Genomic DNA, 23,836 nt, shown 5'->3' with positions numbered 1-23,836 from the left:
CATGACAGGAATCGTCCGTATCGACACATCCCCGCTCGACCGGGTCGCCGACCCGATCGACCCCGCCAAGGTGCTGGCCGGCGCGCCGGTCACCGGCACGCGACCGGCGACCGAGGACGACGCGCGCGGCTTCTATACCGGCGTCTGGGAATCCGCGCCCGGCACGTGGTCGGTCGACTATGCCGAGGACGAGCTCTGCGTGATCCTGGTCGGCCGCCTGCGCCTGACCTCCGAGGCCGGTCACGCCGAGGAATTCTCCGCCGGCCAGAGCTTCGTCATCCCGCGCGGCTTCCGCGGCACCTGGGAGACGATCGAACCGGTGCGCAAGATCTACGCGATCCTGACCGCGTAGGTCTTCCGATCACGCCGGTCTCCCCACCCTGGCGACCCGAAGGCGAGGGCGAACCCGCCCGGCGAACGCAGCGCGATCGAGGCAGCGCCCGGATCAGCCCTTGGTCAGGACCGCGACCGCCTCGACATGGTGCGACCAGAGGAACTGGTCGACCGGCTGGACCGGTCCGAGCCGCCAGCCGGCATCGATCAGGTAGCGCGCATCGCGGGCGAGCGTGGCCGGATTGCACGAGACCGCGACGATGATCGGGACGGCGGATTTCGCCAGTTCCTTGGCCTGCGGGGCAGCGCCGTCGCGCGGCGGGTCGAAAACGACCGCATCGTATTTGGCCAGTTCCTTGGCCATCAGGGGGCGGCGATAGAGGTCGCGGGTCTCGATCGAGATCGGCTTCAGGCCCTGGGCGTGGCGCGCGGCGCGCGACAGGGCGTCGAGCGCGCGGGCTTCCGATTCGACGGCATGGACATGGGCGCCGCGGGCCAGCCGCAGCGTGAAGGTGCCCGAGCCCGCGAAGAGATCGGCGACCCGCTTGGCCTTGCCGACCGCCTCGACGACCCGGTTGGACAGCGCCTCCTCGGCGCTCGCCACCGCCTGCACGAAGGCGCCGGCCGGGATCGCCACCGCGACGCCGCCGAAGCGCATCTGCGGCGGGCGGGCCTCGACCAGCGTCTCCCCGTCGATCGAGAAGCGCGCGAAGCCGAGCGACAGCACGGCGGTGATCACGTCCTGGCGGCGGGCCGCCGGCAGGCGCGCCTCGGCGACCGCCACGTCGAGGCCGGTCTCGGTGTCGATCACCGTGAAGATCGCCCCCTTGGCCGGGACGGACAGCATGTCGGCGATCCGGATCAGCTTCGGCATGGCGTCGACGATGGCCTGCGTCACGACCAGACAGCCGGCCGCGGGCGCCACTTTATGCGACAGGCGCTCGCGGAAGCCGACGGCGAAGCGCCCGTCCGCACCGCGCTGGACGGCGATGACCGCGCGGCGGCGGCTGCGCGGTGCAACCGCCACGGTCGGCAGCACGGTCGCGTCGATGCCGCGATCGGCGAAGGCGGCGGCGACCGTCTGGCGCTTGAATTCGAGATAGGCGGGTTCGGCCCAGTGCTGCAGGCTGCAGCCGCCGCACAGACCGAAATGCGGGCAGGGCGGCGCCACCCGGTCCGGGCTCGGCGTGACGATCTCGATCACGCGCGCCCGCTCGCCGGCCTGCTCGATCCGGACGGCCTCGCCCGGCAGCGACATCGGCACGAAGATGCGTCCGGCCGTGCTGTCGGCGACGCCGTCGCCCTTGTGGCCGATCTCCGCGACCGTGACCGTTTCGATGCCGTCCTGTGCGTGCAAAACCCTGTCCTCGCTGATGGCCGGACCGCCATGGCGGCCGCCCGGGCCCGGCCGTCCCGGCCGGACCTCGCGGTCGACCGGCAGGCCGGACCTCCAAGTGGACCGGCGCGCAATTTTGTTCAAGACGCCGTCGCCCGAAGCGTTACCTTTCCGGCCATGGATGCGATCAGCCAGAGCCGGGCCCTCGGCGACCTCGACGGTGCGGAAAGCGCCCGCTTCTTCGTCGCGGGGCGGTTCGACGCGCTCGAATGCATGACCGCGACCTTCACGACCCACGCCTATGTGCCGCATCGGCACGAGACCTACGCCATCGGGGCGATCGAGGCCGGCTGCGAGACCTGGACCGCCCGCGGCATTCGCCACTATGCCGGACCCGGCGAATTCGCCTTCAACGATCCCGAAGTCGTCCATGACGGCGCCCCGCTCGCCGAGGGCTACAGCTACCGCATGATCTATCCGTCGACCGCGACCCTGCGCCGTCTCGCCGCCGATCTCGCCGGCGGGCGCGATCGCGGCACGCCGGGCTTCCCGCAGGCCGCCGTGCGCGATCCCGAAGGGGCGGCGCTCTATGCCGAGGCGCATCGCCGGCTGCAGGCCGGCACCGACCCCTTCGGCGCCGAGGAACTGATGACGCGCGCGCTCGCCCGCTGCCTGGCGCGCCATGCCGACATCCCCGTCGCCGCGCTCGGCCGCGAGCCCGGCCCGGTCGCCCGGGTGCGGGCGCGACTGGAGGCGGATCCGTCCGTCGAGCATAGCCTCGCCGATCTCGCGGCGATCGCCGGCCTGACGCCGCACCGGCTGATCCGTGCCTTCCGGCGCGAGACCGGCCTGACCCCGCATGCCTACCTGGTCGATCGCCGCGTCGCGGCGGCGCGCGACAGGCTGCGCGGGGGCGAGAGGCCGGCCGAGGTCGCCGCCGCCACCGGCTTCGCCGATCAGGCCCATCTGACCCGTGCCTTCAAGGCGCGGATGGGCGTCACCCCGGGGGCCTACCGCACCGCCTTTCAGGCCTGAGACCGCTTTTCAGGCCTGAGACCGGCCTTTCGAACGAGTCCCGCCATGACCGCCGACACCCTTGCCGAGGCCCGCGCGGGCCTCCGCGACATTCTTCCGCCGCTCCTCGCCGCGGTCCCGATCGGGCTTCTGTTCGGGGCGCTGGCGGTCGGCCGGGGCCTGCATCCGGCCGAGGTGGCGCTGATGTCGGCCCTGGTCTTTGCCGGCGGCGCGCAATTCGCCGTGCTCGATCTCTGGGCCGCCCCGGTCCCGATCGGCGCCGTCGCCTTCTCGACCGGGCTGATCAACGCCCGCCATCTCCTGATGGGGGCCTCGCTGGCGCCGAAGATCGCCGGCTTCCCGCGGCTCGTTCGGTTCGTCGGCGTCGGCGTGATGGCCGACGAGAACTGGGCGCTGGCCGAACGGCGGGCACGCGAACGGCCGCTGACACCGGCCTATTGGATCGGCATGGCGGTGCCCTTCTGGGTGAACTGGGTCCTGTTCACGACCCTGGGCGCCCTGGCGGGGTCGCTTCTCGGCGACCCGAAGCGGATCGGCGCCGATTTCGCCTTCACGGCCCTGTTCATCGGCCTCGTCGCCGGCTTCCGCGCCGCGCCGCGGGCCGGTGCGGTGATCGCCGCCAGCGCGGCGGCGGCGGCCCTGGCGCATCTCGCCGTCGGCAGTCCCTGGCATGTCGTCTCCGGCGCCACCGCCGGGATCGCCGCCGCCGTCCTGCTGGCGCCCGCAGCCGGCAATCCGGCGATAGCCGGCAACCCGGCGCAGGCCGGCGATCCGGTGCAAGCCGGCAATCCGGTGCAAGCCGGCAACCCGGCGATAGCCGGCAAGACGGAGGCGCGGCCGTGATGGTCGACGGACAGACGCTTGCCGCCATCCTGGCCATGGCGGCCGTCACCTATGCGACGCGCATCGGCGGTGTCCTGATCGCCGACCGCCTGGTGCTCGGGCCGCGCCTCAAGGCGGCCTTCGACGCCATCCCGCTCGCCGTCCTGACCGCCGTGATCGCCCCCATGGCCCTGGCGACCGGGCCGGCCGAAACCCTGGCGGCGGCGGTGACGGCCCTGGCGGCCCTGCGGCTGCCGCTGATCGGCACGGTCGCGGTCGGCGCGGCCGCGGTCGTGCTGTTCCGCGCGGTCCTGGGATGAAGCCGGGTGCAATCCGGATGAAATCAAAGGTTGTCGGGACGTGGCTACCCTGAGTATCGTTCCGCCGCCGTCGACCATTTCGGGTCGACGGGGGATGGCTCGCCATGGGCTTCTGTCGCGTCTCGGCCGCCGCCGTACTGGTCGCCCTTTTCGCCACCGGCACGACCCGCGCCGGCGACGGCAAGGCGACGCCGCTCGACTGTGCCGCCCTGGGCCCCGCCTTCGTCGCCCTGCCGTCGACCGAAAGCTGTCTCGCCGTGGTCGGCACCGCCCGGCTCGACGCGCAAGGCCATCGGGGCGGCCGCGTCCTGACCGCGCGCTCCGGTCCCGAAGAGCGGCTCTGGCGCATCGAGGGCACCGGTCCGCCGCCCGGACGCTTCGCGCTGACCGCGCGGGCCGGTCTCGACATCGATCTGCGCACGGCGAGCGAAATCGGCACCATCCGGACGGTGACCGCGCTGGCCATCGAGCGTTCCGCCGGCGGCGCGGGTGGCGACGCGCCGGCGGTCTATCTCGACGCGGCCTATATCGAACTCGGCATGGTCACGGTCGGGCGGCGGCAGTCCTTCTTCGACTATATCGGCACCAACGACCGCTGGTATGCGCTCAACCCGACCACGAACCGGCCCTGGCCGGACGCGAAGGTCGATCTCCTGGCCGTCACGCGCAAGATCGAGGGCGCGCTCGCCGTCACCGCCAGCCTGGAATGGGCCGCCTCCGGCTACCGGGGGCGCAACGGCATCGGCATCTTCGACGAACTGATCCTCGCCGACATGCCGAACGCGCTGCGCACCCGGGCGCGCGACGGCCTTGTCGGCACCGATCCCGACTGGCCGGATCTGGTCTTCTCCGCCGTCCTCACCGAGACCTGGGGCTCGGTGCAGGTCATGTCCGCCCTGCACCGTCTGGAGAACGACCGTCACCGCAGCTATCTCGGCTACTCACCCGCGGGCACGACGGTCGGCTGGGGCAGCGCGACCGGCGCGGGGGCGACCCTCCACCTGCCGATGCTCGGGGAGGGCGATCGCGCGAGCCTCCAGGTGGTGCGCGCGAGCGGTGCGACGGCCTATGCGGCGGCGAGCCTCGATGCCTTGGGCAATTTCGGCGCCGATGCGCTGTTCGGCTGGTCCGGGCGGTTGAACGACCTGCCGGACGGTGCCCTGAAGCCGACCAAGGCGCAGTCGATCGCCGCGGGCTACCGGCACTTCTTCTCGCCGCGCTGGGAACTGGCCGTGACCGGCGGCTATGTCGCGGTCAACGGCTATCGCGCACGCGACTTCGCGCTGACCGATCTCGGTGGCGACCTCCTGTGGCGGCCGGTGCCCGGCTTCATGCTCGGCGCGGCGCTCGAATGGCGGCGGCTCGACTTCACGCCGGCGACCCGCTCCGCCTTCAGCGGCAAGCCGGGGCCGGGCGAATACAATCCCTGGCGCCGGCGGCTGCGGGACGCGCATTCGGTCACCGCAACCGTCAGAGCGGAGCGGACCTTCTGACCGCTTCGGGCTTTTCGGCGGCCACCAGATATTCGCGATTGCCGTCGCCGCCCTCGATCGGGGAGGCGATGCGACCGATCAGGCGCCAGCCCTGCGCCTCCAGGAAGGTCTCGATGCCACAGGCGGCCGCCTCGGCCGCCTCCGCGTCGCGCACGATGCCGCCCTTGCCGATGCCGTCCCGGCCGACCTCGAATTGCGGCTTGATCAGCGCCACCACGACCGCACCCGGACGGGCGAGGGCGAGCGCCGGCGGCAGGGCGAGCGTCAGCGAGATGAAGCTCACGTCGGCGGTGACGAATTCCGGCGGCTCGGGCACGTCGACCAGCGTCAGGTCGCGGGCATTGAGGCCTTCCACGGCGCCGACCCGGGGATCGGCGGCAAGCGTCCGGTCGAGCTGGCCGTGCCCGACATCGATCGCGGTCACGGAGCGGGCGCCGCGTTCGAGCAGCACCTGGGTGAAGCCGCCGGTCGAGGCACCGATGTCGAGGCAGGCCCGGCCGGCGGGAGAGAGCCCGAAGGTGTCGAGCGCGGCGATCAGCTTCAGGGCGCCGCGCGAGACGTAGCGGGCGGCGGGATCGGCGGCGACGATCGGCGCATTGCCGGGCACCAGGGCTCCGGGTTTGGTCTCGACCGTCCCGGCGACCGCGACCACGCCGCGCTGGATGGCGTCACGCGCGCGCGCCCGGGTCGCGTAGAAGCCGCGCGCGACCAGGAGCTGATCGAGGCGGATGCGATCGGGGCCGCCCGGTCCGGTGCCGGCGATTTCGGAGCTCGTGTCCCGCACTCAGAAGCAACCCGCCAGCGCGCCCATGGCGGCATCGAAATAGACGCCCAGGCCCCAGCGCGTCCACAGCCAGAGGCTCGCGCCGAGGGCTGCCAGGAGCAGCGGCGTCGCGATCAGGGCAGCCTTGAGGTCGCTCGATGACATGGCCGGATGATAGCGCCGAAAGGACCCGGCGAAAAGCAGATCGGTCCGCATGGGCGATGCGGTCAACTACGCGCCAGCAGCTGACGCAGCTTGGAGAGCGCCTTGTCGGTCGGCTCCTGATAGTTGATCGCGCCGACGAAGCGCTGCTGCGCATTCATCAGATAGACGGTCGCGGTATGGTCCATCAGATAGGTCTGCCCGGAGGCGACCTTGCGGGCATAGACCCGGTAGGCCTTGACGATCTCGGCGACCTGCTCGGGCGTGCCGGTCAGCCCGCGGATGCGCGGATCGAAGGCCTCCAGATATTCCTTCAGCTTCTCGGACGTGTCGCGCTCGGGATCGACGCTGACGAAGACCACCTGCAGACTGTCGGCATCCGGACCGAGCGTCTTCAGCCACTGCGTCGCTTCCGTCAGGGTCGTCGGGCAGACATCGGGACAGAAGGTGTAGCCGAAGAACATTGCCGCCGGCTTGCCCTTCAGGTCGTCGCGCGTCACCACGCGGCCGTTCTGGTCCTTGAGCGTGAACGGGCCGCCGACCGTGTCGGTCGGGGCGATCAGGTCGCCCAGCTCGTTGACGCGCGGCTTGAGGCTCTGCCAGGCGAAGAGGCCGCCCAGCCCGAGGGCGGCGACCACGACGGCGCCCCAGAGCGCCAGCCGGATGGTTCTGATGGACATGACGATTCCCGATCCGATCCTGCGGGTCGCGACGGACGATACTAGGCCCGGCGCATGGCTTCCACGCCGGCCGTATCCCGGCCGAGTGCCTCGAAGACGCGCGTGACGATGCCGGGCGCGTCGAGCCCGGCGGCGGCATACATGCGCTCCGGGCTGTCATGGTCAAGGAAGCTGTCGGGCAGCATCATCGGACGCACCTTGAGCCCGCCGTCGAGCAGCCCCTCCTCGGCCAGCGCCTGCAGCACATGGCTGCCGAAGCCGCCGATCGAGCCCTCCTCGACGGTGACCAGCACGGCGTGCTCGCGGGCCAGCCGGCGCAACAGGTCGCGGTCGAGCGGCTTCATGAAGCGGGCGTCGGCCACGGTCGTCGACAGGCCGAAGCCGTCGAGCGTCTCGGCGGCCTCCAGGGCGGCCTTCAGCCGGGTCCCGAGCGACAGGATGGCGACCGTCGAGCCCTCGCGCAGGATGCGCCCGCGCCCGATCTCGAGCGGCACGCCCTCGGTCGGCATCTCGACGCCGACGCCCTCGCCGCGCGGGTAGCGGAAGGCCGACGGGGCATCGTCGATCGCGGCGGCGGTCGCCACCATGTGGACCAGTTCCGCCTCGTCGGCCGCGGCCATGATCACGAAATGCGGCAGGCAGCCCAGGAAGGCGAGGTCGTAGGCGCCCGCATGGGTCGGCCCGTCGGCCCCGACCAGACCCGCGCGATCGATGGGGAAGCGCACCGGCAGACGCTGGATCGCCACGTCATGGACGACCTGATCGTAGCCGCGCTGCAGGAACGTCGAATAGATCGCGCAGAAGGGCTTGTAGCCCTCGGCGGCGAGGCCGGCCGCGAAGGTGACGGCATGCTGCTCGGCGATGCCGACATCGAACACGCGTTTCGGGAAGGCCTCGGCGAAGAGATCGAGCCCGGTACCGTTCGGCATGGCGGCGGTGATGCCGACCACGCGCTCGTCCTTGCGGCCCTCCGCGATCAGGCTCTCGCCGAAGACGCGCGTGTAGCTCGGCGCATTGGCCTTGGGCTTGGCCTGCTTGCCGGTGACCACGTCGAACTTGTTGACGCCGTGATATTTGTCCGCCGCCTCTTCGGCCGGGGCATAGCCCTTGCCCTTCTGGGTGACGACATGGACCAGGATCGGACCCTTCTGCGCGTCCCGGACATTCTTCAGGACCGGCAGCAGGTGGTCGAGATTGTGGCCGTCGATCGGGCCGACATAGTAGAAGCCGAGTTCCTCGAACAGCGTGCCGCCCATCACCATGCCGCGGGCGAATTCCTCCGCCCGCTTGGCTCCGACCTCGACGAATTTCGGCAGGTGGCGGACGATGCCCTTGCCGATGTCGCGCAGCGTCAGGAAGGTGCGGGTCGAGACCAGCCGCGCCAGATAGGCGCTCATCGCGCCGGTCGGCGGGGCGATCGACATGTCGTTGTCGTTGAGCACGACGATCATGCGCGAGCCGAGCGCGCCGGCATTGTTCATCGCCTCGTAGGCCATGCCGGCCGACATCGAGCCGTCGCCGATCACCGCCACCACGTTGTTGTCGGCGCCCTTCAGGTCGCGGCCGACGGCGAAGCCGAGCGCGGCCGAGATCGAGGTCGAGGAATGCGCCGCGCCGAACGGGTCGTAGGGGCTCTCCTCGCGCTTGGTGAAGCCGGACAGGCCGCCGGGCTGGCGCAGCGTGCGGATGCGGTCGCGCCGGCCGGTCAGGATCTTGTGCGGGTAGCACTGGTGGCCGACATCCCAGATCAGGACGTCGCGCGGGGTCTCGAAAACGTGATGCAGCGCGACGGTCAATTCGACCACGCCCAGCCCCGCGCCGAGATGGCCGCCGGTCACCGAGACGGCGTCGATGGTTTCCTGGCGCAGTTCCGCGGCGACCTGTTGCAACTGGCTCTCGGGAAGCCGGCGCAGGTCAGCGGGCGTGCGGATGGTGTCGAGCAGAGGCGTATTCGAGGCCGCGGTCAATGTCTTGCGCCTGCCTGGTTCTGAGGCCGTCCGGGCGGAGGGACGGGGGACGGCACTCCTGGGGTCACGACCCCATATAGGGCGCCGCCGACCCGGGAACGAGCGCTTCTCCATACAGGAGCGACCCCGGCCGCGCAAATCAGACCAGTGTCGCAAGCCGCGGCCGGATCATTCCACGTCGAGAGGGTCCAGGCCTGCCGGCTTGCCGTCGGTGCCGAGCCGGATCTTCTCGACGCGGGCTTCCGCCGCCGACAGGAGCCGGCTGCAATGGGCCTTCAGCGCCTCGCCGCGCTCGTAGGCGGCGATCGATTCCTCGAGCGGCACGTCACCGCGTTCGAGCTTGGTGACGAGCCCCTCCAGTTCGGCCAGCGCCTGTTCGAAGGACAGGCTCTGCACGGCGGCGGCGCCCTTGGCGGCGTCCTTGGCGGCGGCGGTCTCGGCAGCGGCTTTGGTCACGAAGGTCTCTCCGGCTCGCGCAGTCCAGCCGCGGCTGGGACCCTGCGCCAGGCTCCTCGTCAGAGCGCGAGAGGGAACCCGCCCGCGCGGGCGGTGTCAATGGCGGGATGCGGCGGGCTGCAATTCTGCTAGGATCGGACGAACCGAGAACAGTCCGCCATGTCCGCCCAGGCGAAGCCTTCCGCAAACCCGATGCTCATCCACGACTTCGTCGCCTGGATGAACGATTGGTCGCCGGCCGAGAAATTCGAACTGCTCGACGGTCAGCCGGTCGCCATGGCCGGAGGGGCCATCGACAACGACGTGATCGCGCAGAATATCGTGATCGCGACGGCGCAGCGGCTGCGCGAACGCGGCTGCCGGGCCTTGCGGGATGTCCTCGTCCGCAGTTCCGAGTCGGACCGCTTCGGGGCCTTTCCCGACGTGCATATCCGGTGCGGACCGATGCCGGATGGCCGTCAGACCTGGATCGACGATCCGGTCGCCGTCTTCGAGGTTCTGTCGCCGTCGACCATCGCGATCGACCGGGGCTACAAGCAGCAGCAATATCTCGCCATGCCGACCTTGCAGCACTACGTGCTGATCCACCCGCGCGAGTTCCGGGTGGAAGTCTGGTCGCGCGACGAGACCGGCAGCTGGTCGGATTTCCCCGCGGCTGCCGGTACCGCCGAGGCCGTCGTGACGCTTTCCGCGCTCGGCCTCTCCCTGGCGATGGCGGACATCTATGCCGATACGGACTTGATCCGCACCGCCGCCTCGTGACCCCTCACGCCCGCATCAGCGTCATGACATGGGCGGCGACCGAGCGGGCGAGGCCTTCCAGGTCGTAGCCGCCTTCGAGGATCGAGACGACGCGGTCCTGGCAGCAGTCGTTGGCGATGTCCATCAGCTTGGCGGTGACCCAGGCATAGTCGGCTTCGACCAGGTTGATCGAGCCGAGCGGGTCGCGGTGATGGGCGTCGAAGCCGGCCGAGATCAGGATCAGATCGGGGCGGAAGTCGGCGATTCGCGGCAGAATCGCCACTTCCATCGCCTCGCGGAACTCGGCACCGCCGTCGCCGGCGCTGAGCGGGGCATTGACGATGTTGCCGACGCCGGTCTCGTTCGGCGCGCCGGTGCCCGGATAGAGCGGCATCTGGTGGGTTGAGGTGTACATGACCGACTTGTCGGACCAGAAGATGTCCTGCGTGCCGTTGCCGTGGTGCACGTCGAAATCCATGATCGCGACGCGTTCGACGCCGTGCTTCTTCTGCGCCCAGCGCGCCGCCACCGCGATATTGTTGAACAGGCAGAAGCCCATGGCGCGGTCCTTCTCGGCATGGTGGCCGGGCGGACGGATGGCGCAGAAGGCGTTCTTGACCTTGCCGGCGAAGACCTCGTCGACCGCCGCCGTCACGCCGCCCAGGCCGCGCATGGACGCCTGCCATGAGCCCGGCGACATGACCGTGTCGGCGTCGATCCGGGTCAGGCCCTCGGTCGGCGCGCCGGCCTCGATGTCGGCGACGAAGGCCTCGGGATGGGCCAGTGCGGCCATTTCGGGCGAGCCGAGCGGCGCCAGTTCCCGCTCCAGCGCCTGGAAGCGCTCATGCTCCAGAATGCGGTCGATCGCGCGGATGCGGTCCGGCCGCTCCGGATGACCGAGCGGAGTGACGTGATCGAGGAAGCTCGGATGATGGATCAGCAGCGTCGACATCGCTCGTTCGGTCCTCCCCTTCGGTGCGTCGCCGCACCCGGCCGGCCCGGACCCAGGGTCCCCCAGCGCTTGATTGTGCCGTCTGTCGACGCCCGGCCGGGACCTGCGGCGCCATTCTCGGCGCATAGGACGCCGCCCGGTCCCGCCCTGTCAATGCAGGTTCGGTCCCTGGCATGCCAGATCGTCGTACTGGTCAGTCTGTGCCTTTGCGGCCGATCCCGACGTGATCAAAATCAAACGCCGACTAGGCTCTTGGTCGTAGTCCGGGCCGATCGCGGCGACCGGCGCGGCGGTCGCAGCGGCTACCCGCGCGGCGCCGCGGCCCGCCCGAGCCGGTCGCGGATCGCCTCGCCGAGCCCGTCCGCGGGGATCGGGGCGACCGCGATCGTCGGTGCGCCGCTGGCGTCGAGCTGGCGCAGCGCCCGGAACAGCCCGGCTGCCGCCTCGGCCAGGTCGCCGGTGGGGCTCAGATTGATCCGCGCGACCGCGCGTTCCTGGCCGGGCAGGGCATCCGGGCCGAAGGCGAGCAGGGCCTCGCCGGGGCGGACCTCGGCGGCGTCGAGCCGGACGCGGGCATTCGGCGCGTAGTGGGAGACGAGCAGCCCCGGCGCCAGCGGTCGCGCAGGATCGGAACCCTCCGCATCGTCCGGGTCGAGCGCCCGGCCGATGGCCGCCTCGATCGCCGCCCGCGGGACGCCGCCGGGGCGGAGCAGGCGGACATGTCCGTCGAGACAGGCGACGATGGTCGATTCCACGCCGACCGGCGTCCGTCCCCCGTCGATCACCACGGCGACGCGGTCGCCGAGCTCGGCCACCACGTCCTCGGCCGCGGTCGGGCTGATGCGGCCGGATCGGTTGGCGCTGGGCGCGGCGACGGGGCGGCCGAAGCGGCGGATCAGGTCGCGGGCCACCGCGGTCGCCGGGACCCGCAGGGCGACCGTCTCAAGCCCGGCGGTGCACAGATCCGCAATCGCGCTGTCGGGTCGCTTGGGCACCACCAGGGTCAGCGGCCCCGGCCAGAAGGCCTCGGCGAGGCGGCGTGCGTCGGCCCCGAATCGGCCGTGCCGTTCGGCCTCGGCGAGATCGGCGACATGGGCGATCAGCGGGTTGAAGCTCGGCCGGCCCTTGGCGGCATAGATGCCGGCGACCGCCCGCCCGTCGGTCGCGTCGGCGGCGAGGCCGTAGACGGTCTCGGTCGGCAATCCGACGAGGCGTCCTTCGGCGAGCGCGGCGAGCGCGGCCTCAAGGCCGGCGGGATCGGCGGCAACGACCTGCATGGCGGATCCGAATTCGTCCGAAGTCACGATTGACCTCGTCCGCCGGCTCCCTATCGTGCGGGCGGCCGACGGGTCGAGCCGATAGACGGCGGGCCGCCGGCCGTCAAGCGCCGTCGCCCGGCACCCGCCCGACGGAACCGGCCGACGAAAGCCGACAAGAACGAAGCCCGAGGAGACTTTCATGCCGTACCGCGCCCCGGTCGAGGACATTCTGTTCACGCTCGAACATGTGGTCGGCCTCGGCCAGGCCCTGGAGGCCGGCAAGCTCGGCGATCTCTCGGCCGATCTGGTGCGCGCCATCGTCGAGGAGGCCGGCCGCTTCGCCGGCGAACGCGTCGCCCCGCTGCTGCGCAGCGGCGATGTCCATCCCGCCCGGCTGAAGGACGGCGTCGTGACCACCCCGCCGGGCTGGCGCGAACTCTATCGCGACTGGTGCGAGGGCGGCTGGAACGCGCTCAGCGGGCCGGTCGAATATGGCGGCCAGGGCCTGCCGGCGATGCTCTCCGTCGTCGCCCAGGAGATGTGGAATTCGGGTAGCATGGCCTTCGCGGTCGGGCCGACGCTGACCATCGGGGCGGTCGAGGCGCTTGCCGCGCATGGCTCGGAGGCCCTCAAGGCGACCTACCTGCCGAAGATGGTCTCCGGCGAGTGGACCGGCACCATGAACCTGACCGAGCCGCAGGCGGGTTCCGATCTCGGCGCCCTCAAGGCCCGCGCGGAGCGCCAGGCCGACGGCACCTACCGCATCTTCGGCCAGAAGATCTTCATCACCTATGGCGAGCACGATCTGACCGACAACATCATCCATCTCGTGCTGGCGCGGCTGCCGGATGCGCCGGCCGGGACCCGCGGCATCTCGCTGTTCCTGGTGCCGAAGGTTCTGGTCGAGGCGGACGGGTCGCTCGGCGCGCATAACGACCTGCGCTGCGCCGGGCTGGAGCACAAGCTCGGCCTGCATGGCTCGCCGACCTGCGTGATGAGCTACGGCGACGGGGAGGGGGCGGTCGGCTATCTGGTCGGCCAGGAGAATCGCGGCCTCGCCTGCATGTTCACGATGATGAACAATGCCCGCCTGATGATCGGCATCCAGGGCGTGGCGGTCGCCGAGGCGGCGCATCAGCATGCGCTCGCCTATGCGCAGGAGCGCCGGCAGGGCCGCGCGCCCGGCTGGACCGGCGAGGGCATGAGCCCGATCGCGCTGCATCCGGACGTGAAGCGCATGCTGGCGACCCAGAAGGCGCTGACCGCCGCCGCCCGCGCGCTCTGCTACGCCTGCGCCCATGCGCTCGACATGGCCCATGCGGCGGAGGGCGACGACAAGGTCTTCTGGACCGAGCGGGCGAGCCTGATCACGCCGCTGGCCAAGGCCTTTTCGACCGATATCGGCGTCGAGGCGGCCTCGCTCGGCATCCAGATCCATGGCGGCATGGGCTTCATCGAGGAGACCGGCGCGGCCCAGTTCCTGCGCGATGCGCGCATCGCGCCGATCTACGAGGGAACCAACGGCATCCAGGCGATCGACCTCGTCACCCGCAAGCTGCCGATGTCGGCCGGGCGCACCTGGCGGGTCTATCTCGGCGAGTTGTCGGCCGATGCCCATGAGGCGCGTGCGATCAACCGGCCGGATTTCGGCCGGATCGGCGAGGCCGTGGCGGATGCCCTGCGCCATGCCGAGACGGCCGCGCTGTGGATGGAGGAGACCGCGCCGCGCGATCCCGCCGCCGTGCTCGCCGTGGCGACGCCCTTCCTGCGCCTGATGAGCCTTGCGGCCGGCGGCGGCTATCTGGCGCGCGGCGCGGTCGCCGCCGCCAAGGCCGGACGCGACGATGCCCCGGCACGGACCGCGCTCGCCCGCTTCTATGCCGAGCATCTCCTGTGCGAGACCGCCGCCCTGGCCCATCAGGTGATGACGTCGTCGGATTCGGTCGGCACGGTCGATCTGGCGCTCGCCGTGTGACGCGCCGTTGATCCGCGTCAAGGCCGCGGACCGCGCGGAGTGCTTTCTATCGGCGATCCGAACGACATTGCCGGAGCCTCCGATGGTCAACGTGCTCGAAACCCTCGTCACCCGCTGGCGCGACTATCAGGCCAGTCGCGCCGCCGTCGCCGAACTGATGGAGCTCGACCCGAGCGAGGCCTCCCGGATGGCCGCCGACTACGGCCTGTCGGTCGACGACCTGGCCGATCTCGTGCAGCACGCCGACTCCGCCAAGCTGATGGAGCGGATGATGCTGGCGCGCGGTCTCGATCCTGACGAGGTCCGTGCAGACCTGCCGGCCGTGCTCGCCGACATGGCGGTGCTGTGCAGCCGCTGCCTGTCCAAGGGCCGCTGCGAGCACGAACTCGCGGCCGGGACGGCGGTCCAGCACGCCGACGAGTTCTGCCCGAATTCGATGACCATGCGGGCCCTCGCCCGATAGGGCCTCGTTCGATCCGAAGGGATCGGATTCGGGCGGTGCCCTGACCGCATCCCTTGGAGCGCGCGGTGCCCACTTCCGGGCGGGTCGCCCCGATCGGATGGGGTCCCGGTCTCCGATCGCTGCGGGTCGGTCCCTCCGGCCCGGCATCGCCCGGCGGGCCGCCTGATATGCCACCGCAGGGCGACGGCTCCGTTTTCGCCACGATCGGCCGATAACGATAGCCACGGTGTCATCGGCCGATCTGTGAACATGCTGACGAGACGGACATTTCTGAAGACGGCGGCGGCCGGCGGCATGGCCTTCGTCGGTCTCGGCGGCTACGCGTTCGGGCTGGAACCGCAGGTTCTGCTCAACGTGACGCGCTACGATCTCGCCCTGCCGCGCTGGCGCGGGTCGAAGCCGCTGACGGTCGCGCTGGTCGCCGACATCCATGCCGTCGACCCGTGGATGTCGACCCGCCGCATCGCGCAGATCGTCGAGGCGACCAACCGGCTGAAGCCGGACCTGGTGCTGCTGCTCGGCGACTATGTCGGCACCATGCGGTTCAGCCACGGGCCCCTGCTGCCGTCGGTCTGGGCGCCGATCCTCGGCGATCTCGCCGCCCCGCTCGGCACCTATGCGATCCTCGGCAATCACGACTGGTGGTGGTCGGGCGGCCCGGCGCCGATCCGGACGGCGCTGGAGCGCAGCCGGATTCCCGTGCTCGTCAACGATGCGGTGCGGATCGAGCGCGACGGCCATCGCTTCTGGCTGTCCGGCACCGACAGCATGGTGGCGCTGCATGGGCCGCGCGGCTTCATCGGCAAGGACGATCTCCGCCGGGCGCTCGCCCGCGTCACCGACGATGCGCCGGTGATCCACATGGCGCACGAGCCCGATCTGTTCGTCTCGGTGCCGGAGCGCGTCGCCCTGACGGTGTCGGGCCACACCCATGGCGGGCAGGTGCGCGTGCCGTTCGTCGGAGCGGTCGTGGTCCCGTCGGCCTATGGCCGGCGTTTCGCCTATGGCCACATCGTCGAGGGCGGCCGGCATCTGGTCGTTTCCGGCGGCCTCGGCTGTTCCGGGCTGCCGGTCCGCTTCATGGCGCCGCCCGAGATCGTGTTGCTGACGATCCACAGTGACGGCATAACGCCGCAGACCCCCGTCCTCGGTTCATAAGTTGGCTAGATTCAAGGCGGGATGCTCTTTTCATGAGCACGTTTTTCATGAACACTCCATGACAGTGACGTCGAGTTGCCGCATTTCCCGGGCCAAACTGACTTGCCCGTAAGAATTCGCACGCGGCGTTGCTATCCGGCGTCAATGGAGCGCGCCGGATCGCGGCTTTCCAAACCGGCACGGGACAGTGCTGCAAGTCGAAAATCCGAGGATGAAAATGTCTGCCAAGGACAATCAGGGCAAGGAAGCGCAGTTCAGCCAGGGAATCCCGCCCAAGCGCGAATCCGTGACGCTCGACAAGCAGTACAAGTCGATCGGCATTTCGGCGGTCAGCGCGGCGGCCAGCGTCAAGCCGGTCAAGGGCAAGAAGCTCAACAGCAACCAGATGGGATGATGCGGCGCGTGCGCCGCAGACCGGATCCCGTCCGCTCACGGGCTTCCGGCGACGACCGTTTCGACGGCTGGCGCTGGACCGTGCGGTGCGGCCGGTTTAGACCGGCGCGATGCTGACCGTCTATTCCTGCCGGGGTGCCGGCCTCGTTCGCCATGCCGATCCGCAGTCCGGCGAAATGCCCGACGATGCCGTCTGGTTCGATCTGGTCGAGCCGACCGTCGAGGAAGATCGTCTGGTCGAGCGGATCATGGGCGTCGCCATTCCGACTCGCGAGGACATGCGCGAGATCGAAGCGTCCAGCCGCCTCTACCAGGAAGACGGCGCCTGCTACATGACCGCCACCATCCTGTGCCAGGTCGATTCCGGCCAGCCGCGCACGACGGAGGTCACCTTCATTCTGGCCGGTTCCCGCATCGCGACGGTGCGCTACGAGGAATCGCGGCCCTTCTCCCAGTTCCAGGTCCGCGCCGGCAAGCCCGGCGCCGGTGTCGACGACGCCCATTCGATCCTGCTCGGCCTGCTCGATGCGATCATCGATCGGATCGCCGACGTTCTGGAGCGGGTCGGGGCGGAGGTCGAGCAGATTTCCGGCCAGGTCTTCACCGCCGAGATCGGCCAGAAGAGCGAGCGCGACAAGGATTACGGCCGCGTCATCCGCTCCATCGGCCAGCAGGGCAACCTGATCGCGAAGATCCAGGAGAGCCTCGTCTCGCTGTCCCGGCTCGCCGGCTTCTTTGCCGAGGAGGCCGGGCGCAACGGCGGCAAGAAGGACGAGAAGGCCCACACCAAGACGATCGCGCAGGACATCCGCTCGCTCAGCGAACATGCCGTCGCGCTCGACAACAAGGTCACCTTCCTGCTCGACGCCACGCTCGGCCTGGTCAGCCTGCAGCAGAACACGATCGTGAAGATCTTCTCGATTCTGGCCGTCGTGTTCATGCCGCCGACGCTGATCGCCTCGATCTACGGCATGAATTTCCACGCCATGCCCGAACTCGACCAGCCCTGGGGCTACCCGATGGCGCTCGGGCTGATGGTGGCGTCCGTCGCGGTCACCTACGCCGTGTTCAAGTGGCGCAGCTGGCTTTAGGCGAGGTCGCGCGGCCTGCCGCGTCGCGCGCGCCTCGGCTTCAGGGATAGAGCCGCGAGGTCGTCCAGCCGTCGCCGGCGCGCTCGAAGACCAGGCGGTCGTGCAGACGGAACGGGCGGTCGTGCCAGAATTCGAAGCCGCTCGGCACGATCCGGAAGCCCGACCAGTGCGGCGGGCGGGGGATCTCGCCGAGGCCGAATTTCAGGCCATATTCGGCGACCGCCTTTTCCAGGGCGAAGCGGCTTTCCAGCGGCCGGGACTGCTGCGACGCCCAGGCGCCGATCCGGCTGCCGCGCGGGCGCGAGGCATAGTAGTCGTTGGCCTCGGCATCGGACACGATCTCGACCGTGCCGCGCACGCGCACCTGGCGGCGCAGCGATTTCCAATGGAACAGCAGCGCCGCCTTGCGGCTCGCCAGGATCTCGCGGCCCTTCCGGCTTTCGAAATTCGTATAGAAGACGAAGCCCTGCTGGTCGAAGCCCTTGAGCAGGACCATGCGCACGTTGGGCATGCCGGTCTCGTCCACGGTGGCCACGGCCATCGCGTTGGGATCGTTCGGCTCCTTGCCCTCGGCATCGCGAAGCCATTCGCCGAAAAGGCGGAATGGTTCCGTCGCTCCGGAAAAGTCACCGGTCGTTAACTCAGACGGAGGATTGTCGGAGAGGTTTTCGGTCATCGCGTTCTTGGAGGGTTTCTTGGCCGGGCGTGTTGCGTTCTATACCCGGGCCGGGTCTCCGCGCCAATGCGCCCCGGCATTGCTGATCTGCTCCGCCTTTATCCTCGGCGCCTGCAGTGCCGCTCCGTCCGCCGCCGATCTGACCGGCTCGATCCCCACAGCCGCCGCCGCCGCGCCCGCGCCGCCCGTGCCCGCCGCCAAGGCCCCGGATGCCGGCGCCAAGCCGAGCGACTGGGAGGCCGTGCGCCGCTCCGTGGCCCGGGCCGAGCCGTCCGCCGGGGCGGAGCCCGTCAAGGACAAGGCCAAGACCAGGGAGAAGGCCCGGATCGAATGGGCCAATGCGGAGACCGGCAATTCGGGCACCATCTCCGACGTGATCGCCTCCGGTCGCGCCGGCGCCGCATGCAAGGGCTTCAACACCACGGTCTCCTCCGTCGACGGCGTCAGGCTCTATCGCGGCCAGTTGTGCCGGCGCGCTTCGGGCTGGGAACTGACCAGCGTGGAACCGGCGGATTCCGGTCGGCTGTGACGCGCCGCAACTGGCAATCCGCGCGCATCGCCCCCACATAGCCGTTCATGGTATAGTCCTGCGGGTCGCGGCGGCGGCTTGCGGGGGCGGTGCTGGCACCGCAGACCTTCCCCGGCCGGCAGGGGACATGCCGACCGGGCCATGCCTCAGGGGGTTCGAAACGACGATGCGTGATCCGTACGACGTGCTGGGAGTCTCCCGCTCGGCGAGTGAAGACGAAGTCAAGAAGGCGTTCCGGCGTCTGGCCAAGAAGCATCATCCCGACCAGAACAAGGACGACCCGCGCGCCAAGGATTCCTTCGCGGAGGTCAATTCCGCCTATGAGATTCTCGGCGACAAGGCCAAGCGGGCGCAGTTCGACCGGGGCGAGATCGACGCCGAGGGCAAGCCGAAATTCTCCGGCTTCGAGGGCTTCGGCAATCGCGGCGGGTTCGAGGGCTATTCGCGCCGTTCGGGCGGCGGGGGCGGCGGCCAGGGCATCTTCGACGACTTCATGACCGACATCCTCGGCCGCGCCATGGGCGGCGAGAGCCGCCGCGGCGGCGGTTTCCGGCGCACGGGCGGCGGCAGCACTGCCGATTTCGGCGAAGAGCGCGGCGGACCGTATCGCGGCGAGGACGTGGCGGTGACCCTGGAGGTCGCGCTGGAAGATCTGGTCTCCGGCGAGAAGGTGCGCGTCACCCTGCCGACCGGCAAGACGCTCGACGTGTCGCTGCCCGACGGCGTCACCGACGGCTACCGGATGCGTCTCAAGGGGCAGGGCCAGACGAGCGGCCTCGGCGGACCGGCCGGCGACGCCATGCTGACCGTGACCTTCCAGAAGCATCCGCAGTTCCGCGTCGACGGCTTCGACCTGCGCACCGACCTGCCGGTCTCGCTCGAGGATGCGGTGCTCGGCGGACGGGTCCGCGTGCAGACGCTGGAAGCGCCGGTCGACGTGACCATTCCGGCGCGCACCACCGGCGGCAAGGCGATGCGCCTGAAGGGGCGCGGCCTGCCCAAGAAGGGCGGCGAGCGGGGCGATCTCTACGTGACGCCGCGAATCGTCCTGCCGGACGGCGGCGATGCCGAACTCGAAGGCTTCCTGCGCGCCCGCCGCGCGCGCTGAGCGGACCCGGACGGCGTCGCGGCGCCCCCGCCGGGACGCGGCCGGAGGCGCGGCCTGCCGCAGGGACGGCAAGGCATTGCGATGGATTTTCCCGGTGCCGGGGGCAGCCGCCCGCCATGGTTTCGCCGGTTCGGCCGATCATTCTGGCAGCGTTCATGTTCGATGCGCTAAGGTCTCGGCAAGTGTGATGGGGGACGGTTCGCCGTCCCGCTAATCTCCACCAGGGACTTCGACGAAGATGAAAAAAACCCTTCTTGTCGCGATGGCGCTGATCATGCTCGCAACCTCCCTCGTCTCCGCCCAGCCGCGCCCGGGCGGCGGACGGCCGCCGTGGGGCGATGTCTGCTGCGGCGGCCCGTGCTGCTCCAAGCCTGCCAAGCCGGGACGCTGAACCGATCATGACGATGCGGCCGACCGAGATCAGCAGCACCGCCCCGACGGCCCCGCGCCGCCGGGCGGTCAAGCTGCATCCGGCGACGGTCTTCGGCATCGGCGTCTTCGCGCTGGCCGGCTGGGGCGTCGCGATCTGGGAACGCTTCGTCGAGTTGCCCCAGGCCTCCAATGCGCAGCGCGTCTCGGTGGCGCTCGACCTGGTCGACCGCTTCTCCGACGGCGACGCCCAGCGCGCCTATGTCAAGCTCAGCGACGACCTGAAGCCCTGGTGGGACATGATCCAGGACCAGCAGCGCAAGATCATGGCCGCCACCGTGGAGAGCGAGCGCGAGGCGCTGATCGCCAGCCGCGACGAACTCCTGCTCGCCTTCATCCGCGACCACAATCTCGCCGCCCCGATCGACCAGCTGGTCGACAGCTTCGAGCCGTTCGACCGCTGCCTGACCGTGCACGCCTGCGACGAGGACGTGATCCGCCGGTCCATCGCGATCGACGTGAAGCGGCTCTACCGCACCTTCAAACCCTATATCCAGGCCAAGCGCGACGCCCCGAAGCCCGAAGAGCGCGACAAGGATTTCGGCAAGGGCCTGGAATCCCTGTTCTTCCGCTTCCTGAGCTGAGGCTTCGAGGCGTCGGACTCGTCCGGACTGGACCGGCTTCAGGATTTCCAGGGGTCGATGACTTCCAGCCCGCAAGCCGTGAAGGGCGACACATCCCGGGTCGCGACTGAACAGGAATGCGCCGCTGCGATCGCCGCGATGTAACCATCCGGAAGGGGAAGCGGCCGGCCCGCGGCGCGCGCCGCTGCGGCCAGGATGGCGTATCGCTGCGCCGCAGTCTCATCGAAGCTGAGCACACGACCGTCGAACACCTGCATCAGGCGATCATAGGCGCCGCTCAACGCCAGTCGGCGCCTGCCGTCCGGCAGCACGGCCATGCCGAAGAGCAGCTCCGCGATCGTGATCGTCGTGATCGACAGTTCGTCTGCCGGACGGTCGTTCAGCCAGGCCATCACCGCCGGGTTCGGGGTGGGCTTCATCGCCTCCGAGACGACATTGGTGTCGAGAACGATCATTCGAACCGGATCGGCGCGACAGGCCTCTTCGCGGACGCCGTCTGCATCGCTTCCACATCCGCATCCGTCAGGCCGCAGGAACGGCCGATGGCGGCCAGTTCGTCGCCGACGCGGCGCGCCGGTGCCGGCCGGATGGCTTGCAGCAGGATGGCCCGCGCCTCGTCCTCGATGCTGCGGCCGTTGCGATCGGCGCGCTGCTCGAGCGTCCTGCGGGCATCCTCGGGCAGGTCCGGGACGGTGAGCGTGGCCATGGATCGGTCTCCCCTCCGCGAGGTTTCAGACTACCGGCCCGATGTCTTGGCGACAAGCGATCTCAACCGAAGGTGTCGCCGTGAGGCTCGGTGTCACCCCTAATCAGCCGTCGCGAAGCGCGTGCGGCCGCGCTCCAGGCCGTCGGCGATCTCCATCACCAGCTTGCGGCGGACGGCTTCGGGGAAGCTGGTGGTCTCGTCGACCGTGACGATGAAGGCGCCGGGGCCGCCGATCACGTCGCGGCGAAAATGCTCGGTCAGGGGCTCGCCGGCGACGCGGCGGATCTGGCCGCCGGGCCGCGCGATCACCAGTCCGTTAATGGTCACGCCCTTGGCGACCGCGTCGTCGCGCGCCGCCTGGATGTCGCGGCCGCCGATATTGGGGCCGTCGGCGGAGACGTCGACCACCTTCTGGCGGCCGTCGATGGCGTTGGTCTCGATCATCCGGACCGAGAAGTCGATGGCGTTGGAGATCGAATTGTAGCCGAAGGCGGCGCGCGGGCGGGCGATCAGCTTGGCGGCGAAATCCGCGGCCGCAGCGGGATCGCCGATCACCTGCCAGTCGACGATGACATGCTGGGAGGCCGGCCCGCCCCATTCGATATAGGCGACCGCGATCTTGCCGATGACGCCCGAGCGGATCGCCCGCTGCACCTCCGGCGAGGTCAGCGCATCGGCATAGCCCTTGCGCTGCAGGGCGAGTTCGTCGGCATCGATCGAGCCGGATCCGTCGGCAGCCAGCACCAGTTCGAGATCGACCTCCTCGGCCGCCACGCCGGGGGTCCAGAAGGCGAGCGCGGTCGCCAGAAGGGCTGCGATCGTGAGGGCTCGGGCGATCATGGCGGTCCTCCGCATCGGGTGCGGACCGGAGGATCGGCCGGATCGCCGCGCCCGGCAAGATCAACCGCGCGGCAGTCTGTTGGCGGTCCGGGCGAAACCGCCCGAACGTCATGTCCTTGACCGGCGGCACGGTCCGTGCCGCCGGTCGCCGGCAAAACTCAGCCGCGCAGGCCCTGGCGGCGGACCCAGTCCTCGCCGTCGTTGAGGGCGCCTTCGAGGCGGTCGAACAGTTCGTTCAGCTCGGCCTCGGAGATGATCATCGGCGGGCACAGGCCAAGCGTGTCGCCCATGGCGCGCAGGATGGCGCCGCGGTTCTGCAGGAAGGCGTTGACCTGGCCGCCGACGCCGAGCTTCGGGTCGAACGGCTTCTTGGTCGCCTTGTCGGCGACCAGTTCGATGCCGCCGATCAGGCCCTTCGAACGGCCGTTGCCGACCAGCGGATGCTCCTCCAGGCGCCGGATGCGCTCGGCGAACAGCGGCGCCATGGCGCGCACCCGGCCGACCACGTCGCGCTTCTTGTAGATCTCGATCGCCTTGACGCCGAGCGCGCAGCCGAGCGGGTGGCCGCCATAGGTGTAGCCATGGCCGAAAGTGCCGATCTTGGCCGACTGGCTGTCCAGCGCGTCGACCATGAACTGCGGCAGCAGCACCGCGGAGAGCGGCGCATAGGAGGCGGTCATCTGCTTGGCGACCGAGATGGTGTGCGGCGTGTAGCCCATGGTCTCGCAGCCGAACCAGTTGCCGGTCCGGCCGAAGCCGCAGATCACCTCGTCGGAGATGCACAGAATGTCGTGCGCGGCCAGGATCGGCTGGATCGCGGCGAAATAGGCGTCCGGCGGCACGATCACGCCGCCCGCGCCCATGACCGGCTCGGCGATGAAGGCCGCGATCGTCTCCGGCCCCTCGCGCTCGATCAGCGCCTGCAGGCTGGCGGCGAGGCGGGCGACGAACTCGGCTTCCGTCTCGCCCTCCAGGCCGAAGCGGTAATATTGCGGGCAGTCGGTGTGCACGACGCGCGCGACCGGCAGGTCGAAGTCGATATGGTTGTTCGGCAGGCCGGTCAGCGAGGCGGTCATCACGGTGACGCCGTGATAGGCCTTCACGCGGCTGATGATCTTCTTCTTGTCCGGCTTGCCGCGGGCATTGTTGTAGTACCAGGCGAGCTTGATCTGGGTGTCGTTGGCCTCCGAACCGGACGAGGCGAACAGAACCTTGGAGATCGGGATCGGCGCGATCTCCTTCAGCGATTCGGCCAGCTCGATCGCCGGCTCGTAGCCCTTGGCGCCGAACAGGTGGTAGTAGGGCAGCTTGCGCAGCTGCTCGATGCCGGCCTCGATCATCTCCTCGTCGGAGAAGCCGAGCCCCGCGCACCACAGGCCCGAGAGACCCTCGATATACTCCTTGCCCTGCGAATCCGTGATCCAGACGCCGTGGCCCTTCTCGACGACCAGCGGACCGATCTCGCGGATGCGGTGCTGCGGCGTATAGGGATGGACCAGGGCCTCGATGTCGCGGACCTGCATGTTGGTGAGCTGGGTCATTCTGGTCTCTCGTCTGATGCGGCG

Annotated in this window: 27 protein-coding genes; 14 read left to right on the top strand and 13 right to left on the bottom strand. The window is 69.9% G+C overall.

The features are described 5' to 3' along the window. Position 1 precedes the first annotated feature (1 nt). Entirely contained in the window at positions 2 to 352 is a 351-nt protein-coding gene (locus ABB55_RS06085; protein WP_054358014.1) for a cupin domain-containing protein, read from the top strand. A 93-nt stretch (positions 353 to 445) separates the two neighbouring features. Here the strand turns inward: ABB55_RS06085 and ABB55_RS06080 are convergent, their stop codons facing one another. Beyond that, a complete protein-coding gene (locus ABB55_RS06080) occupies positions 446 to 1,690 on the bottom strand; it encodes a class I SAM-dependent RNA methyltransferase (RefSeq protein ID WP_244471979.1) in 1,245 nt (414 codons plus the stop codon). A gap of 156 nt (positions 1,691 to 1,846) precedes the next feature. Here ABB55_RS06080 and ABB55_RS06075 point away from each other — a divergent pair, with 156 nt between their 5' ends. The 4 genes from ABB55_RS06075 to ABB55_RS06060 all read left to right on the top strand — a co-directional run bounded on the left by ABB55_RS06075 (position 1,847) and on the right by ABB55_RS06060 (position 5,339). After that, on the top strand, positions 1,847 to 2,704 hold the full coding sequence (locus ABB55_RS06075; RefSeq protein ID WP_054358013.1) for an AraC family transcriptional regulator: 858 nt from the start codon (positions 1,847 to 1,849) through the stop codon (positions 2,702 to 2,704). 45 nt (positions 2,705 to 2,749) lie between these two features. Then, positions 2,750 to 3,547: an AzlC family ABC transporter permease gene (locus ABB55_RS06070; protein ID WP_083463392.1), complete on the top strand. Its 798-nt coding sequence runs from the start codon at positions 2,750 to 2,752 to the stop codon at positions 3,545 to 3,547. Next, on the top strand, positions 3,547 to 3,846 hold the full coding sequence (locus ABB55_RS06065) for an AzlD family protein (protein ID WP_276557208.1): 300 nt from the start codon (positions 3,547 to 3,549) through the stop codon (positions 3,844 to 3,846). The genes ABB55_RS06070 and ABB55_RS06065 overlap by 1 nt, the downstream gene beginning before the upstream one ends. Positions 3,847 to 3,950: 104 nt before the next feature. After that, positions 3,951 to 5,339: a porin gene (locus ABB55_RS06060; protein WP_054358011.1), complete on the top strand. Its 1,389-nt coding sequence runs from the start codon at positions 3,951 to 3,953 to the stop codon at positions 5,337 to 5,339. On the opposite strand, the gene ABB55_RS06055 is transcribed toward ABB55_RS06060, so the two are convergent. The 5 genes from ABB55_RS06055 to ABB55_RS06035 form a co-directional block, all read right to left on the bottom strand. Continuing rightward, positions 5,317 to 6,123 carry a TlyA family RNA methyltransferase gene (locus ABB55_RS06055; RefSeq protein ID WP_200912005.1) on the bottom strand — a complete coding sequence of 269 codons (807 nt, stop codon included), beginning with the start codon at positions 6,121 to 6,123 and terminating at the stop codon, positions 5,317 to 5,319. The genes ABB55_RS06060 and ABB55_RS06055 overlap by 23 nt on opposite strands. Continuing rightward, a complete protein-coding gene (locus tag ABB55_RS30240) occupies positions 6,124 to 6,267 on the bottom strand; it encodes a hypothetical protein (protein ID WP_160321175.1) in 144 nt (47 codons plus the stop codon). Between the two features lie 62 nt (positions 6,268 to 6,329). Continuing rightward, the gene (locus ABB55_RS06045; protein ID WP_054358009.1) at positions 6,330 to 6,944 is read right to left on the bottom strand and encodes an SCO family protein; all 615 of its coding nucleotides are present in this window, start codon (positions 6,942 to 6,944) and stop codon (positions 6,330 to 6,332) included. A 41-nt stretch (positions 6,945 to 6,985) separates the two neighbouring features. Further along, on the bottom strand, positions 6,986 to 8,911 hold the full coding sequence (gene dxs / locus ABB55_RS06040) for a 1-deoxy-D-xylulose-5-phosphate synthase (RefSeq protein WP_054358008.1): 1,926 nt from the start codon (positions 8,909 to 8,911) through the stop codon (positions 6,986 to 6,988). A 168-nt stretch (positions 8,912 to 9,079) separates the two neighbouring features. Then, a complete protein-coding gene (locus tag ABB55_RS06035; protein WP_054358007.1) occupies positions 9,080 to 9,367 on the bottom strand; it encodes an exodeoxyribonuclease VII small subunit in 288 nt (95 codons plus the stop codon). Positions 9,368 to 9,526: 159 nt separating this feature from the next. On the opposite strand from ABB55_RS06035, the gene ABB55_RS06030 reads away from it, so the two are divergent. Then, complete coding sequence (locus tag ABB55_RS06030; RefSeq protein WP_054358006.1) at positions 9,527 to 10,129, top strand: Uma2 family endonuclease; 603 nt, start codon at positions 9,527 to 9,529, stop codon at positions 10,127 to 10,129. A gap of 4 nt (positions 10,130 to 10,133) precedes the next feature. On the opposite strand, the gene ABB55_RS06025 is transcribed toward ABB55_RS06030, so the two are convergent. Both ABB55_RS06025 and ABB55_RS06020 read right to left on the bottom strand, forming a co-directional pair. Further along, positions 10,134 to 11,060, bottom strand: coding sequence for a histone deacetylase family protein (locus ABB55_RS06025; RefSeq protein WP_181183944.1), 927 nt, complete (start codon positions 11,058 to 11,060; stop codon positions 10,134 to 10,136). A 302-nt stretch (positions 11,061 to 11,362) separates the two neighbouring features. Beyond that, positions 11,363 to 12,337, bottom strand: coding sequence for an L-threonylcarbamoyladenylate synthase (locus tag ABB55_RS06020; protein WP_054358005.1), 975 nt, complete (start codon positions 12,335 to 12,337; stop codon positions 11,363 to 11,365). A 181-nt stretch (positions 12,338 to 12,518) separates the two neighbouring features. Here ABB55_RS06020 and ABB55_RS06015 point away from each other — a divergent pair, with 181 nt between their 5' ends. The 5 genes from ABB55_RS06015 to ABB55_RS05995 all read left to right on the top strand — a co-directional run bounded on the left by ABB55_RS06015 (position 12,519) and on the right by ABB55_RS05995 (position 17,399). Continuing rightward, positions 12,519 to 14,294 (top strand): acyl-CoA dehydrogenase family protein, encoded by a 1,776-nt coding sequence (locus ABB55_RS06015; protein ID WP_054358004.1) that lies wholly within the window; start codon positions 12,519 to 12,521, stop codon positions 14,292 to 14,294. Positions 14,295 to 14,376: 82 nt separating this feature from the next. Beyond that, the gene (locus tag ABB55_RS06010; RefSeq protein ID WP_054358003.1) at positions 14,377 to 14,757 is read left to right on the top strand and encodes a DUF6455 family protein; all 381 of its coding nucleotides are present in this window, start codon (positions 14,377 to 14,379) and stop codon (positions 14,755 to 14,757) included. Positions 14,758 to 15,006: 249 nt separating this feature from the next. Next, the gene (locus tag ABB55_RS06005) at positions 15,007 to 15,915 is read left to right on the top strand and encodes a metallophosphoesterase (protein WP_054358002.1); all 909 of its coding nucleotides are present in this window, start codon (positions 15,007 to 15,009) and stop codon (positions 15,913 to 15,915) included. 217 nt (positions 15,916 to 16,132) lie between these two features. After that, positions 16,133 to 16,309: a hypothetical protein gene (locus ABB55_RS30235; RefSeq protein ID WP_160321174.1), complete on the top strand. Its 177-nt coding sequence runs from the start codon at positions 16,133 to 16,135 to the stop codon at positions 16,307 to 16,309. 109 nt (positions 16,310 to 16,418) lie between these two features. After that, positions 16,419 to 17,399 carry a magnesium transporter CorA family protein gene (locus ABB55_RS05995; protein ID WP_083463390.1) on the top strand — a complete coding sequence of 327 codons (981 nt, stop codon included), beginning with the start codon at positions 16,419 to 16,421 and terminating at the stop codon, positions 17,397 to 17,399. A 40-nt stretch (positions 17,400 to 17,439) separates the two neighbouring features. Here the strand turns inward: ABB55_RS05995 and pdxH are convergent, their stop codons facing one another. Then, positions 17,440 to 18,075 carry a pyridoxamine 5'-phosphate oxidase gene (gene pdxH, locus ABB55_RS05990; protein ID WP_054358000.1) on the bottom strand — a complete coding sequence of 212 codons (636 nt, stop codon included), beginning with the start codon at positions 18,073 to 18,075 and terminating at the stop codon, positions 17,440 to 17,442. A gap of 19 nt (positions 18,076 to 18,094) precedes the next feature. Here pdxH and ABB55_RS05985 point away from each other — a divergent pair, with 19 nt between their 5' ends. The 3 genes from ABB55_RS05985 to ABB55_RS05975 all read left to right on the top strand — a co-directional run bounded on the left by ABB55_RS05985 (position 18,095) and on the right by ABB55_RS05975 (position 20,725). Beyond that, entirely contained in the window at positions 18,095 to 18,604 is a 510-nt protein-coding gene (locus ABB55_RS05985) for an RT0821/Lpp0805 family surface protein (protein ID WP_152981938.1), read from the top strand. A 166-nt stretch (positions 18,605 to 18,770) separates the two neighbouring features. Continuing rightward, the gene (locus tag ABB55_RS05980; protein ID WP_054357998.1) at positions 18,771 to 19,712 is read left to right on the top strand and encodes a DnaJ C-terminal domain-containing protein; all 942 of its coding nucleotides are present in this window, start codon (positions 18,771 to 18,773) and stop codon (positions 19,710 to 19,712) included. Positions 19,713 to 20,110: 398 nt separating this feature from the next. Next, positions 20,111 to 20,725, top strand: a complete 615-nt coding sequence (locus tag ABB55_RS05975) for a hypothetical protein (RefSeq protein ID WP_054357997.1) — start codon at positions 20,111 to 20,113, stop codon at positions 20,723 to 20,725. A 38-nt stretch (positions 20,726 to 20,763) separates the two neighbouring features. Here ABB55_RS05975 and ABB55_RS05970 read toward each other — a convergent pair whose 3' ends face one another. From ABB55_RS05970 to ABB55_RS05955, 4 genes are all read right to left on the bottom strand, one after another. Beyond that, entirely contained in the window at positions 20,764 to 21,180 is a 417-nt protein-coding gene (locus ABB55_RS05970) for a type II toxin-antitoxin system VapC family toxin (protein WP_054357996.1), read from the bottom strand. Then, positions 21,177 to 21,431: a FitA-like ribbon-helix-helix domain-containing protein gene (locus tag ABB55_RS05965; protein ID WP_054357995.1), complete on the bottom strand. Its 255-nt coding sequence runs from the start codon at positions 21,429 to 21,431 to the stop codon at positions 21,177 to 21,179. The genes ABB55_RS05970 and ABB55_RS05965 overlap by 4 nt, the downstream gene beginning before the upstream one ends. A 99-nt stretch (positions 21,432 to 21,530) precedes the next feature. Next, positions 21,531 to 22,271, bottom strand: a complete 741-nt coding sequence (locus ABB55_RS05960; protein ID WP_244471978.1) for a DUF1194 domain-containing protein — start codon at positions 22,269 to 22,271, stop codon at positions 21,531 to 21,533. 158 nt (positions 22,272 to 22,429) lie between these two features. Further along, positions 22,430 to 23,812 (bottom strand): aminotransferase, encoded by a 1,383-nt coding sequence (locus ABB55_RS05955; RefSeq protein ID WP_054357993.1) that lies wholly within the window; start codon positions 23,810 to 23,812, stop codon positions 22,430 to 22,432. Between the last annotated feature and the right edge of the window lie 24 nt (positions 23,813 to 23,836).

The sequence above is a fragment of the Prosthecodimorpha hirschii genome (assembly GCF_001305515.1).
Taxonomy (GTDB): Bacteria; Pseudomonadota; Alphaproteobacteria; order Rhizobiales; family Ancalomicrobiaceae; genus Prosthecodimorpha; species Prosthecodimorpha hirschii.
This window is presented reverse-complemented; position numbering and strand designations above follow the sequence as displayed.